Below are 13,970 nucleotides of genomic sequence, written 5' to 3'. Positions count from 1 at the left end.
TTAGGTAAGCTTTAGGCAGGAAGATTTTCGCTAAAAGCTGGCCCTTTTAGAAACTGCTCTCTACCCAAAAAATGGGCTACTTTTTATCTGCATTCGCAGCCGTGATCACTTCCTCAGACACATTTCTAGGGCACGCCGAGTAATGTGAGAACTCCATCGAGAACTGACCACGACCAGATGTCATAGAACGGAGATCTCCGATATAACCAAACATATCACTAAGTGGGCAATCCGCTTTAACACGAACACCTGTAGGCAAAACATCCTGTGTCTTGATCATACCACGGCGACGGTTTAGATCGCCAATCACATCACCAACATGATCTTCAGGAGTGAAGACATCTACGTGCATAATAGGCTCCATAATCTGAGGACCTGATTTTGGAATAGACTGTCGATATGCAGACTTTGCTGCAATTTCAAAGGCAACGGCAGAGGAGTCAACTGCGTGGTAACCACCATCTACTAAAGTAATCTTAACATCTACACATGGGTACCCAGCTAAAACACCTTTCTCCATACTCAGGCGAAATCCTTTTTCAACAGCTGGCCAGTATTCACGAGGAACATTACCTCCAACAACTTTGGACTCAAACTCAAAGCCCGCACCAACCTCGTTGGGCTCAATAACGTAATCAATCTTCCCAAACTGACCTGCACCTCCAGATTGTTTCTTATGCGTGTAAGAATCTTCACAGCGTGTAGTAATTGTCTCACGGTAAGCAACTTGAGGCTTACCAATTTCTACTTCCACACTGTGAGTCCGCTTTAGAATATCTACTTTTATGTCTAGATGGAGCTCTCCCATTCCTTTAAGTATCGTTTCTCCACTGTCCTCATCTGTCTCAACTCGAAATGAAGGATCTTCGCGAACCATCTTACCAAGCGCGATACCAAGCTTTTCAGCATTCACCTTATCCTTAGGCGCAACTGCAATAGAGATAACCGGATCTGGGAAAACCATAGGCTCAAGAGTTGCTGGCTTGTCAGGATCACAGAGCGTATGTCCAGTCTGAACGTTCTTAAGTCCAACAATAGCAATAATATCACCAGCCTGAGCCGAGTCTATTTCCTCACGAGAATCTGCATGCATCTCTACTAAGCGACCAATACGCTCAGTCTTCCCAGTTGCAGTATTGAGAACGTTCATCCCCTTTTCAATTTTACCCGAGTAAACACGTGTAAAGGTCAAAGCACCATATTTGTCATCCATAATTTTAAATGCCAAAGCGCGCAAAGGCTTACCAGGATCTACTGTCGCAACTTCTCCTGTCTCATTACCTTCTAAATCAACTTCTGGCTGAGGATCTACCTCTGTGGGACTTGGCAAATAATCAACCACGGCATCAAGAACAAGCTGAACCCCCTTGTTTTTAAACGAGGACCCGCAATAGGTTGGAAAGAAGGCCATAGAAATTGTTCCTTTACGGATACAACTCTTGATCGTATCTAAATCTGGCTCTTCTCCTTCTAGATATTTCTCCATAACCTCATCATCCTGCTCCACCGCCATCTCAACTAATTGATGGCGCCATTTCTCAACTTCCTCCTTCATGTCTTCAGGAACATCTTTGATTTCGTATTTCTGAGGATCTCCGGAATCATCCCACACCCAAGCCTTACGAGTTAGCAAATCCACCATTCCAACAAATTCACTTTCAGTCCCTATAGGCAGAACCATGACTAATGGTTTAGCAGCGAGCACCTCCTCGACTTGCTTCACGACTCGATAAAAATCTGCACCGATGCGGTCTAGCTTGTTGACATAAATAATACGAGAAACTTCAGACTCATTCGCGTAACGCCAGTTCGTTTCTGACTGAGGTTCTACACCGCCAGAACCACAAAATACGCCAACCCCGCCGTCCAAAACCTTTAAAGATCGGTACACCTCGATCGTAAAGTCTACGTGGCCCGGAGTATCGATTATGTTGAAGCGATGATCCTTCCAAAAGCATGTTGTTGCAGCAGACTGAATGGTGATGCCTCGCTCTTGTTCCTGATCCATGAAATCTGTTGTCGCAGCACCATCGTGCACCTCACCAATTTTGTGAATCTTTCCTGTTAATTTCAAAATTCGCTCAGTTGTCGTAGTCTTACCCGCATCTACGTGTGCGAAGATTCCGATATTTCTATATTTCGAAAGGTCTTTCATCTCTATTTCCTTAATTAATTTAACTCAAATACGTGATTCGCAGGGAACAGTGCTAGAGCATTCGAGTTAAATTGACAATACCTGCTTTACAAAAAAAGTGTAATTTCTTGCAACTTATCCCTCACACAAAAGCCCTAAAGAGTTCACTCTCTTCAGGGCTTCAAATTACTTAATTTACATTACCCCTTTGCGCCTGCCGCCGCACTAGCCGCCAGAGCTGCTAGACCACTTACAGGTGGCTCACTGCTAGAAGCCTTTTCCTTCTCTTCTTCTTCATCCTCATTGCCTACGAGTGGATCTCCTACAGGCTCTCCCAGTTCTTTCAAGCGAATATTATTGTAAAGCGGGAATCCAGTTCCGGCTGGGATCAAGTGCCCCATAATAACATTTTCCTTAAAGCCACGGAGATTGTCAGATTTACCAAGTGTTGCAGCTTCTGTTAGAACGCGAGTCGTGTCTTGGAAAGATGCTGCCGAGATAAAACTTTCTGTCTCAAGCGATGCTTTTGTGATACCCAGGAGAACCGGTGAAGCCTCAGCAGGTTTTCCACCCTTAGTAGCTACCTCACGGTTTTCTTCGTCAAATACTAGACGATCCACTTGATCCCCCCAAAGGAACGAAGTATCACCAGGTTCATTAATTTTAACCTTACGCAACATTTGACGAACGATAATTTCGATGTGCTTGTCGTTAATTTCTACACCTTGGAGGCGGTAAACTTCTTGAACCTCATTGACTAAGTACTCTTGTAACTCTTGTGGTCCGCAAACTTCTAGGATTTCATGGGGCACAACAGGGCCTTCAGTCAATTGCTGCCCCTTCTTTACAAAGTCGCCTTGGTAAACAATCAAGTGCTTAGACAACGGTATCAAATGCTCTTCTTCAAGACCTGTTTCCTTGTCCTTGATGACCAAAAGTCTCTTGCCGCGCTGCGTTCCTGCGATATGGATTTCACCATCAATCTTCGCGATTTCTGCAGCATCCTTAGGACGACGAGCTTCGAAAAGCTCGGCTACACGAGGAAGACCCCCCGTAATATCCTTGGTCTTAGCAACTTTACGAGGAGTTTTAGCAAGACGCTCACCCGCACGAATCTTCTGATCTTCTTTTACCTCGATGTGAGCTCCCGCCGGAATACTATATGCAGCTAATGCAGTGCCCTCCTCATCTGCAATAACAATTTGAGGATGAAGATCTTCCTTGTGGTCAATTACGACAGTCCCAACCAACTTAGTTGCTTCATCAACCTCACGCTTCATGGTAACACCTTCAATGATATCACGGAACTGGATCTTACCAGACTTCTCACTCAAAATGGATACGTTGTAAGGATCCCATTGCACAAAGACTTGACCTTTTTCAACTTTTTCACCTTCCGGAACTGAAATAACAGAACCGATTACAACCGTATAACGCTCAAGCTCACGTCCATCATCTGCATGAATACTAACAGATCCGTTCTTATTGAGTGCGATGTAGTTGCCATCGAGTGCCTTGACCACACGTAATTCAGAATACTGAATAGTTCCGGAGTTTCTCGCTTTGATTTGAGGTTGCTTAAAGACCTGAGCCGCAGTTCCACCAATGTGAAATGTACGCATAGTCAACTGGGTTCCAGGCTCACCGATAGACTGAGCCGCAATGATTCCCACAGACTCACCAAGCTTCGCGGTATGTCCACTCGCTAGATTTAATCCATAACACTTTGCGCAAACACCGCGTCTAGTCTCACAAGTTAATACAGAGCGAATACGGACACGCTCTTGGCCTAGATCTTCAATGATTTTTGCCTTTTCTTCATCGATCTCTTCATTGGCTGCGACTACTACAGTTCCATCGGAATTGTGAATGTCATCGCAAGAAACACGGCCCAATGTTCTATCTGCTAAAGTTACAATCTCATCTTCACCCTCGTAGATAGACTTGACCCATATACCCTTAACAGTGCCACAATCTTGCTCGGTAATAATAACATCATGAGCAACATCAACCAGCTTACGAGTCATATAACCCGAATCCGCAGTTTTTAAGGCAGTGTCCGCAAGCCCCTTACGAGCGCCATGTGAGCTAATAAAGTATTCCAATACGGATAGACCTTCGCGGAAGCTCGCTACAATAGGGCGCTCAATAATTTCACCAGATGGTTTCGCCATCAAACCGCGCATACCAGCTAGCTGACGAACCTGATTACGATTACCCCGCGCTCCTGAATCTACCATCAAGAATACAGGGTTCATTTCCTTGCGACCCTTATTGTGCTGCAGAGTGCGAATCATCATATTAGAAATTTCATCTGTTGCCTGCGTCCAAACATCGACAATCTTGTTGTAGCGCTCACCGTCGGTGATCGCACCCATGCGGTATTGTTTCTCAACAACATTTACCTGGTCGCGAGCTCTGCCCACTATATCTTTCTTCTCATCTGGAATAATCATGTCATCGATACCGATAGAAACGCCAGCACGAGTCGCACGCTTAAAGCCTAATTCCTTAAGACGATCTAAAACCTGTACAGCGACCTCGTGCCCACAAGTCTGATAAGTACGATGAATGATATTACCTAACTGCTTCTTGCCTGCAGACTTGTTATAAAAACCAATCTCATCAGGCCACACTTCATTAAAAAGGACGCGACCAGGAGTTGTTTCTATCAACCTAGCTTCAGGATCACCAAATACCGTTTCCTTGCCGTAGTCAGGATTACGCATCAGAACAGCATCATGAACTTCAAGAATACCTTCATCATAGGCATAAAGAACTTCTTCTCCGTCTTCCATAATGGACAGACGAGGACCTTCGGAAGCATCCTTCTTCTTACCCATCTTCTTTCGCATCTGGGTTAAGTAATAACATCCAAGGGTAATATCCTGACTTGGGGTAGTAATTGGCTTGCCGTTTGAAGGGCCAAAAATGTTGTTTGGAGCCAACATCAAAATACGGGCTTCTAACTGAGCCTCAACAGACAAAGGGACATGCACCGCCATCTGATCACCATCAAAGTCCGCGTTATAAGCTGTACAAACTAACGGATGGATCCTGAGAGCAGAACCTTCAATCAATGTTGGCTCAAAAGCTTGCACTGACAAACGGTGAAGGGTTGGAGCGCGATTCAGCAAAATTGGGTGTTCTTTGGTCACCTCTTCAAGTATGTCCCAAACAATCTCCTCTTTACGCTCAATCATCTTTTTAGCACTACGCACCGTATGGACATAGCCCATTTCTTTCAGACGACGAATAATGAACGGCTCAAAAAGAACGAGTGCCATTTTCTTAGGTAAACCACACTGGTGGATCTTCAACTCAGGCCCAATAACGATAACAGAACGTCCAGAGTAATCGACGCGCTTACCTAGCAGGTTCATACGGAAACGACCACTCTTACCCTTTAACATGTCGGAAAGTGATTTTAACGGTCTATTACCTGCTCCTGTTACAGGGCGGCCATGGCGACCATTGTCTAGAAGAGCATCTACAGCCTCTTGCAGCATACGCTTTTCATTACGAATGATAACTTCAGGAGTTTTAAGCTGCAGTAAAGTACGCAGACGATTATTCCGGTTGATCACACGACGATATAAATCATTCAAATCAGATGTCGCAAAACGACCACCCTCTAGTGGAACTAGTGGACGAAGATCTGGAGGAATGACTGGAAGCGTTTCCAAAATCATCCACTCGGGACGAGTTGCTGAATACATGAAGCCTTGGACGAGCTTAAGTCTCTTAGCAATTTTCTTACGAAGCTGCTTACTCTTAGTGGAATCCAAAGCATCTTGAAGCTCATCAACAGTCGCTGCAAGATCGATCTTTTTTAGTAACTCACGAATAGCTTCAGCTCCCATCTTCGCTTGGAAAGCATCTTCACCATATTGATCTTGTGCCTCGCGATATTCCACCTCGCTCAATAGCTGCTTTGGTTGAAGTGGAGTATGACCTTCGTCAATGACGATGTAGTCTTCGTAATAAATAACTCGTTCTAATTCACGAGCAGTCATATCCATCATTAATCCGATACGACTCGGCATACACTTGTAAAACCAGATGTGAGAAACAGGAACGGCAAGTTCTATGTGACCCATGCGGTCGCGACGAACACGAGCAAGTGTTACTTCAACTCCGCATCGATCGCAAATAACACCTTTATACTTAATTCTTTTATACTTACCACAAGCACACTCATAATCCTTAGTAGGTCCAAATATACGCTCGCAGAATAAACCACCTTTTTCTGGTTTGAATGTGCGATAATTGATTGTTTCAGGATTCTTTACCTCTCCACGGCTCCATGAAAAGATTGTATCTGGAGCTGCAACTGTTATGGAAACCTCATCAAAACCGACAGATTTCTCTACCCCTAATACCTCGCGTGCTGATTGAATGTCTTTGTTCATATTGTTTTGAGACCTTTCTTAAAATGCGCTTAAGCAGCTTCTCCTACTTCTTCCGTTTCAGTAGCGCGTTTGGTTGGCTTTTCAACCCAACGTTTCGTTCGTTCCCCCACCTTTACATCTAAGCAAAGGCTCTGCATTTCCTTGATCAATACATTGAAGGATTCAGGAGTTCCCGCTTCAAGCGAGTTATCACCCTTAACAATGCTCTCATAAATCTTGGTCCGTCCAGGAACGTCATCAGACTTAACAGTCAATAGTTCCTGTAGTGTATAGGCAGCGCCATAGGCTTCCATGGCCCATACTTCCATCTCCCCGTAACGTTGACCACCATATTGTGCTTTACCGCCCAATGGCTGCTGCGTCACCAGAGAATAAGGACCAACTGCACGAGCGTGAATCTTATCAGCTACCAAATGGCCTAGTTTTAGCATATAGATCTGCCCTACCACGACACGTTGGTCAAATCGATCGCCTGTGCGCCCATCATAGAGATAAGATTTACCATCAGGATCTAGCCCCGCCTCTTCTAGATATGAACGGATTTTAGATTCAGGAATACCGTCAAATACAGGAGTAGCTACTTTGAATCCTAATGCTTTGGCAGCGATTCCAAGGTGTGTTTCCAAAACCTGTCCGACATTCATCCGTGAAGGCACACCTAGGGGATTCAAAACAATCTCAACAGGAGTGCCATCCGGCAAGAAAGGCATATCTTCTTCGGGAACAATTTTAGCAACAACACCTTTGTTACCGTGGCGTCCAGCCATTTTATCGCCCACTTGCAATTTTCTCTTGGAAGCTACAAAAACTTTAACTTGCTTGATGATCCCAGGGTCCACTTCATCTCCAGCCTGGACACGATCCATTTCTACTTCCTTCTCATTTTCGAGCTGCTGGAAACGATTTTCAAATGTGCTAATAATCTCACGAATCTTGATACGAATAGGGCTGGGATCAATCTCAATATTATCGTAAACTGAGGCCATCTTACGAAGCAAAGTCTTGGTGATCTTACGGTTTGCGGGAATGATAATTTCTCCGGTTTCCGCATTGACCACATCCAGAGGTATCTTTTCGTTAAGAAGGATGTTTGAAAGCGATTGGGTCAACTCTTCTGTTAACTCGGCAGTCTTCTTTTCATACTTGTCATCAAGTGTCTTTTGCTGACGCTTAGCTTCCGCAGGTGATAGTTTCTGGACCATTACCTTGGTATTTCCAGAAGTGACTTTGACATCCATGATGATACCAGAAGTTCCAGAGGGAACGACAAGTGACGAGTCTTTTACATCTGCAGCTTTTTCACCAAAAATTGCACGCAATAAACGCTCTTCAGGTGCCAACTCTGTTTCACTCTTTGGCGTGATTTTACCTACTAAGATATCCCCAGGGTTTACCTCAGCACCAATACGCACCACACCATCAGGACCAAGATTCTTTAAAGCCTCATCTCCAACATTAGGGATATCCCGTGTGATTTCCTCAGGTCCCAACTTAGTATCGCGAGCTGAAATTTCAAATTCGTCAATATGGATGCTTGTGTAAATGTCCTGTTTAACAATTTTCTCGCTGATCAAGATAGCATCCTCAAAGTTATAACCATTCCAGGGCATGAAAGCCACAAGCACATTGCGCCCTAGACCTAATTCTCCATTTTGAGTGCATGGGCCGTCAGCAATAACCTGACCCTTGGCAACCTTGTCACCATTGGCAACGAGAGCCTTTTGGTTAATGCAAGTTCCTGCATTAGAACGCATGAACTTGCGAAGAGTATAAACCGCAAGTCCTTCTTCAGGATTGTGCCTTAGCTTCTTTTTCTCAGGAAGAGTTCCATCGGAACTAATGACAATTTGATTCGCAGTAACCGACGCAACAACTCCAGCGATCTCTGTAACCATTACAGCATGTGAGTCACGAGCCACTTTCGCTTCCATGCCGGTTCCCACCAATGGAGAGTCTGTTCTCAATAGTGGAACTCCTTGGCGCTGCATATTTGATCCCATCAATGCGCGGTTAGCATCATCGTGCTCCAGAAAAGGAATGAGGCTCGCAGCAACAGAAACCAACTGCTTAGGGGAAACATCCATATAGTGAACACGGTCTGGATCTACTTCCAAGAATTCACCACGATAGCGCACTGAAACTTTGGGATTTACGAAAGTACCCTTATTATCCAATGGCGCGTTAGCCTGAGCCACAATGAAGGATTCCTCTTGGTCGGCTGTCAGGTAGTGAATATCCTTCGTCACTCTTCCTTCGTGGACTCGACGATACGGAGTCTCAATAAAACCAAATTCATTAATCTGGGAGAAAGTCGACATGGACGAGATCAACCCAATGTTAGGTCCTTCAGGGGTCTCAATAGGGCAAATTCGCCCGTAGTGCGATGGATGAACGTCTCGAACCTCAAATCCAGCACGGTCACGACTTAAACCTCCAGGACCAAGCGCAGAAAGCCTACGTTTATGAGTCAATTCCGAAAGTGGATTGGTCTGATCCATCAGCTGGGAAAGCTGGCTCCGACCAAAGAAATCACGAATCACCGCCGAAAGGGCTTTTGGATTGATAAGTTTTTGAGGAGTCATCCCTTCGGTATTCACATCGAATAAGGTCATTCTCTCTTTTACGAGACGCTCGGTTCGTGCAAGACCGGTGCGACACTGATTGGCAAGAAGCTCGCCAACTGCGCGGACGCGCCTACTTCCTAAATGGTCAATGTCATCTGTAGTTCCCTCACCTTGACGAAGGTTAATGACGTAACTCGTTGCTGCAACAATGTCTTCATTTACTAGGGTGCGTATATCTAAATCAACATCAATATTAAGCTTCTGATTGATCTTGTAACGACCCACACGACCAATGTCGTAACGTTTAGGATCGAAGAAAAGACGTTTAATCAGAGCCTTTGCGTTGGTAACTGTGGGAGGATCACCAGGGCGTAAGCGCTTATAAATATCTTTCAACGCCTCTTCTGTGTCACGAGTCGGATCCTTTTTCAGACAACGGATAATGGTGTCATCATTACTAATGTCTACCACAGGCACGTCTGCAATATCCAAATCAAGTAGTTGGCGAACTACAGATTTGGTTAGCGGTTCAAATGCTCTAGCAACCACTAAGTCTTGGTTTGCTGTGTCACGAATTTCACTAATTAAAACAAATCGACTAATTTCATTTTCATCCATCTCGGCTTTTAATTCGAGATCCTCAATTTGGTAGAAAAGAGAAATAATATCCTCATCTGTGCTGTAGCCTAAAGCGCGCAAAAAAGTAGTCACAAGAAACTTGCGACGTCGCTTACGTCGATCCAAGTGAACATAAAGCATGTCACTCGTATCAAAGACAACTTCTAACCATGAACCACGGTCAGGGATAATACGGAACGAATATAAAGTTTTACCGTTTGGGTGGATGGTGGACTCAAAACAAATACCAGGGGAACGATGTAGTTGGCTTACTACCACACGCTCAGCACCATTTACAATGAACGTCCCTTCTGGAGTCATCAAAGGGAGTTCTCCCATGTAAACTTTTTCTTCGAGAACGTTGTCCTCATTTTTTAAACGAAATGTGACATACAAGGGAGCTGCAAACGTGCTACCTTCTCGTTGGCACTCGATCGGGCTCATTTTCGGTTTGGCTATTTCATAATCGACAAAATCTAAAGTGATTTTTTCGTCATAACTCTCAATGGGGAAAACTTCACGAAATACCGCATATAGTCCTTCCATTTTTCTTTTCTTGCCGTCGATGCTTGCTTGCAAGAAATCCTCGTAGGATCTTAGCTGCACTTCTATGAGATTTGGCATCTCAACAGCATCGCCAATTTCGCCAAAATTAATTCTTTCTCCGGTCTTTTGCGCTGTAGCCATTATATATATTGCCTTATTCTTCTAATTTTTAGTTCCCACTTATTCGGGAACCCTCCTCATCCACTACTTCGTTTTTTAGCGGATGGACCGGAGCACTCACTCAAGCACTCCGGCACAAAAAGATTCCACTTACTTATTTAATCTCAATTTTAGCGCCAGTCGCTTCGAGCTTCTTCTTGAGCTCTTCAGCCTCCTCCTTGCTAACGCCTTCCTTGATTGCTTTTGGTGCACTTTCTACTAATGCTTTCGCATCAGCTAAGCCAAGTCCATCGACACAACCACGAACTTCTTTAATTACTGCAATCTTGTTACCCCCAACATCTGCAAGAATGACGTCAAATTCCGTCTTTTCTTCTGCTGGCGCAGCATCACCGCCTCCACCTGCACCAGGTGCTGCTACTGCTGCTACGGGAGCTGCGGCACTTACGCCCCAAGATTCCTCCAATTTCTTAACTAGGTCTGCGGCTTCCACCACAGTGAGACCACTGAGTTGTTCTACAATGTTTTCTAAGTCAGCTGCCATATTATTTAAAGAGGTTTGCTTTGTCACAAACCTTACTTTCTCCATTTTGCTACCAGCCTAGCCGATGGCACCCGCCACCGAATTATCTCGGAAAGGCTTCCGAGCTAGGACAAGTTTATTGCCTTTTCTTTAAATGCGTCCAATAGAACCCATTTAATTTATATGATAAAATCTAGCCTTTCTCTGCTTTCGCTTTAATTACCTGCGCGAGTTGTGAACCTGGAGTATTGATCATAACTGCTAACTTCGTAGCAGGTGCATTGATCAACCCTAGAATCTTAGCTAAAAGAACTTCTCGTGGAGGAAGATCTGCAATTGCTTTAATTCCGTCTTTATCAATAATCGTACGGTCTACAATACCAACTCGTATTTCCGGTTTTTCGCATTCAGATGCAAACTTCTTTAAAATCTTAGCGGCTCCAGTCACTTCAGAATTTCCAAAGCAAATAGCTGTAGCTCCCGCAAGATGCCCATTGAGCTCCGGTAAGCCTTCAACTTCTAGAGACTTACGAACATAGGTGTTCTTTACGATATGAAACTCAGACTCAACTTCTGCGAGGCGATTACGTAAATCATTGAGTTGATCAACTTTCATGCCTCCATAGTCAGCAACGATCAAATAAGGAGACTCATTAAGGTTCTTACAAAGACTCTCTACTATTGATTTCTTTTCCTCTCTCATATGACTCCTTAATTTTTAACAATCTTATTTGTGTCCAATGAGATGCTTGGTGAAAAACTTGCACTCAAGAAACAGGTTTTTATGTATCGCCCTTTAGAACTTGCGGGCTTTGCTTTTTTAATTGCATCAATCACTGCCGCAGCATTTTCCTCTAGTTGAGATTCTGTAAATGATGCCTTCCCGCATACGACATGCAAATTAGATGTCTTATCTACTTTAAATTCAACACGTCCTGCTTTGCATTCATTGACAGCTCTAGCGGTATCTTGCGTTACTGTACCCGTTTTCGGGTTTGGCATCAAACCGCGAGGTCCTAGAACCTTACCAAGCTTACGAACTTCTTTCATCGCTTCAGGTGTAGCAACTGCCACATCAAAGGCTTGAAAACCACCTTGAACTTTCTTAATAAGCTCATCAAAGCCTACGTAATCAGCACCTGCTTCCTTTGCAGCTTCGGCAGCCTGACCTTCAGCAAAAACCAGGACTTTAACCTCTTTCCCAGAACCGTGAGGTAGTGAAACCGTTCCTCTCACCATTTGATCACTTTGACGCGGGTCTACACCTAAGCTAAAAGCTAGGTCCACAGTAGGTTGTGTTTTTCCATGCGGCATTTTTTTCAATACTTCTACCGCTTCTTTTAACTCATAAGATCTGTCCTCAAGTAACTTGATCGACTCTAGATATCTTTTACTTCTTTTTTTCGGCATCTTTACCTTTCTCTCACTTATGTAGAAGTGAGTTGTAGTTCAAACGAGTTTTACTCTCCTACGAATTCAACCACCTAGCTGAACTCTAATCTACTATCTCAATACCAGCTTGTCGCGCTGTTCCGGCAATTATACGGAAAGCTGCTTCATCATCTCTAGTATTCAAATCATTCTTTTTTGTCTTAACAATCTCCATAACCTGCGCACGAGTTACTTTTCCAACCTTATCGCGATTAGGCTCTTTTGAACCAGACGCAATATTCGCTGCCTTCTTAAGAAGGACTGCAGCAGGAGGAGATTTAGTAACAAATGTGAAACTCTTATCTTTAAAGACTGAAATAACCACAGGTAGGATACTACCCGCCTCTTTTTGAGTCTTTGCATTAAATTCCTTGCAAAATGCCATGATATTTACACCTGCCTGACCAAGTGCAGGTCCGACAGGTGGTGCAGGGTTTGCTTGTCCTGCTGGGATTTGCAGTTTAATTGTGTTAACTATTTCCTTCGCCATTATATTTCCCTAATTTCACAGTTTTTCAACTTGCCAATATTCTAATTCTACCGGAGTCGAACGACCAAAAATACTCACTGCCACACGAACTCTTCCTTTTTCTGGATCAACTTCTTCAATGACACCCTCCTGACTTTGGAAAGGACCATCACCTACGCGAACTTTATCACCCACAGTGAAGGAAATCTTTGGTACCACCCGATCTTCTTTCTCTTTTACTTGTGCGAGCATGGCGTTGACCTCACTCATCTTCATTGGTATGGGACGATCTCCATCCGCAAAGCCAATCACACCAGGTGTTTCTTTGATAAAATACCAAGGTGGCTCTACCATGTTGTTATCATCATCATACAGATACATATCTATGAAAATATATCCTGGATAAAGCTTACGATCTGTTTCAGTTTTCTTACCTCGCTTAATCTCTGAGATACGCTCAGTAGGGATAACAATATCGTGGATGTAATCCCCGAGCTCTTCAGCTGGTAAACGCTTACGCATGTAGCGCTCAACATTATTTTCTTGTCCAGATAAAACGTGAACAGCAAACCACTGAGAAGGATACTTCTGCTCGCCCTTCGGATCATCCTCCAACGGTATTGCGTTACCCTCGTTTACAGTCTCAGAAGCTTGCGTGCTTACTGGCTGACCTTGAATCTGAGAATCTTCTTCACTCATTATCTAAAATTTCACCATCATACCAACTAATTTTGTAATTAAATAGTCAAAGCCAGATATGTACGCTGCTAATAAAATTGTACTTATCACTATGAGAACAGTGGTGTTTATCAAAGCCCGATATTTTCTCAACCCCTTTTGGTCCTTTTCCCAGGGCCAAGTGCATTTAATTAACTCCGTGCGAACTTCAGTGCTAAACTTCGCGATTACCTGGCGCTTGAAAATAACAAGCCCGAGAGTAATACCAACCGCAGCGTAAACAAAAATCGTCAACGCTACGCTTTCATTTATCAATAACTGTTCCATTGTTTTTGTTCAGGGCAGGAGGGAATCGAACCCCCAACCTGCGGTTTTGGAGACCGCTGCTCTACCAATTGAGCTACTACCCTAAAAACGGATCTACCTGAACAGATATTTGCTACTGCCCAGGCCACCCGATCTGTAAATCTATTCC

9 protein-coding genes and 1 tRNA gene are annotated in these 13,970 nt (G+C 44.0%); all 10 read right to left on the bottom strand.

Annotated elements, in window-relative coordinates:
• Window positions 1-76: 76 nt before the first annotated feature.
• Window positions 77-2,155 carry an elongation factor G gene (gene fusA, locus AAGA18_09705; GenBank protein MEM9445613.1) on the bottom strand — a complete coding sequence of 693 codons (2,079 nt, stop codon included), beginning with the start codon at window positions 2,153-2,155 and terminating at the stop codon, window positions 77-79.
• 179 nt (window positions 2,156-2,334) lie between these two features.
• Window positions 2,335-6,546 (bottom strand): DNA-directed RNA polymerase subunit beta', encoded by a 4,212-nt coding sequence (gene rpoC, locus AAGA18_09700; GenBank protein MEM9445612.1) that lies wholly within the window; start codon window positions 6,544-6,546, stop codon window positions 2,335-2,337.
• Window positions 6,547-6,575: 29 nt separating this feature from the next.
• Window positions 6,576-10,415: a DNA-directed RNA polymerase subunit beta gene (rpoB, locus tag AAGA18_09695; GenBank protein MEM9445611.1), complete on the bottom strand. Its 3,840-nt coding sequence runs from the start codon at window positions 10,413-10,415 to the stop codon at window positions 6,576-6,578.
• A gap of 133 nt (window positions 10,416-10,548) precedes the next feature.
• Window positions 10,549-10,938, bottom strand: a complete 390-nt coding sequence (gene rplL, locus AAGA18_09690; protein MEM9445610.1) for a 50S ribosomal protein L7/L12 — start codon at window positions 10,936-10,938, stop codon at window positions 10,549-10,551.
• 172 nt (window positions 10,939-11,110) lie between these two features.
• On the bottom strand, window positions 11,111-11,620 hold the full coding sequence (rplJ, locus tag AAGA18_09685; protein ID MEM9445609.1) for a 50S ribosomal protein L10: 510 nt from the start codon (window positions 11,618-11,620) through the stop codon (window positions 11,111-11,113).
• Window positions 11,621-11,628: 8 nt separating this feature from the next.
• A complete protein-coding gene (gene rplA, locus AAGA18_09680; protein ID MEM9445608.1) occupies window positions 11,629-12,327 on the bottom strand; it encodes a 50S ribosomal protein L1 in 699 nt (232 codons plus the stop codon).
• Window positions 12,328-12,412: 85 nt separating this feature from the next.
• On the bottom strand, window positions 12,413-12,838 hold the full coding sequence (gene rplK, locus AAGA18_09675) for a 50S ribosomal protein L11 (GenBank protein ID MEM9445607.1): 426 nt from the start codon (window positions 12,836-12,838) through the stop codon (window positions 12,413-12,415).
• 15 nt (window positions 12,839-12,853) lie between these two features.
• Window positions 12,854-13,516: a transcription termination/antitermination protein NusG gene (gene nusG, locus AAGA18_09670; GenBank protein ID MEM9445606.1), complete on the bottom strand. Its 663-nt coding sequence runs from the start codon at window positions 13,514-13,516 to the stop codon at window positions 12,854-12,856.
• 3 nt (window positions 13,517-13,519) lie between these two features.
• Window positions 13,520-13,822: a preprotein translocase subunit SecE gene (locus AAGA18_09665; protein MEM9445605.1), complete on the bottom strand. Its 303-nt coding sequence runs from the start codon at window positions 13,820-13,822 to the stop codon at window positions 13,520-13,522.
• Between the two features lie 10 nt (window positions 13,823-13,832).
• Window positions 13,833-13,905 (bottom strand) — tRNA-Trp (locus AAGA18_09660).
• Between the last annotated feature and the right edge of the window lie 65 nt (window positions 13,906-13,970).

The sequence above is a fragment of the Verrucomicrobiota bacterium genome, assembly GCA_039192515.1.
Taxonomy (GTDB): Bacteria; Verrucomicrobiota; Verrucomicrobiia; order Methylacidiphilales; family JBCCWR01; genus JBCCWR01.
Note: the sequence above shows the minus strand (reverse complement) of the source record. Positions and strands in the feature narration are given on the sequence as shown.

Excerpts from the sequence above, each read along its gene's own strand:
- fusA (MEM9445613.1), bottom strand. The coding sequence starts at position 2,155 with ATGAAAGACCTTTCGAAATATAGAAATATCGGAATCTTCGCACACGTA.
- rpoC (MEM9445612.1), bottom strand. The coding sequence starts at position 6,546 with ATGAACAAAGACATTCAATCAGCACGCGAGGTATTAGGGGTAGAGAAA.
- rpoB (MEM9445611.1), bottom strand. The coding sequence starts at position 10,415 with ATGGCTACAGCGCAAAAGACCGGAGAAAGAATTAATTTTGGCGAAATT.
- rplL (MEM9445610.1), bottom strand. The coding sequence starts at position 10,938 with ATGGCAGCTGACTTAGAAAACATTGTAGAACAACTCAGTGGTCTCACT.
- rplJ (MEM9445609.1), bottom strand. The coding sequence starts at position 11,620 with ATGAGAGAGGAAAAGAAATCAATAGTAGAGAGTCTTTGTAAGAACCTT.
- rplA (MEM9445608.1), bottom strand. The coding sequence starts at position 12,327 with ATGCCGAAAAAAAGAAGTAAAAGATATCTAGAGTCGATCAAGTTACTT.
- rplK (MEM9445607.1), bottom strand. The coding sequence starts at position 12,838 with ATGGCGAAGGAAATAGTTAACACAATTAAACTGCAAATCCCAGCAGGA.
- nusG (MEM9445606.1), bottom strand. The coding sequence starts at position 13,516 with ATGAGTGAAGAAGATTCTCAGATTCAAGGTCAGCCAGTAAGCACGCAA.
- AAGA18_09665 (MEM9445605.1), bottom strand. The coding sequence starts at position 13,822 with ATGGAACAGTTATTGATAAATGAAAGCGTAGCGTTGACGATTTTTGTT.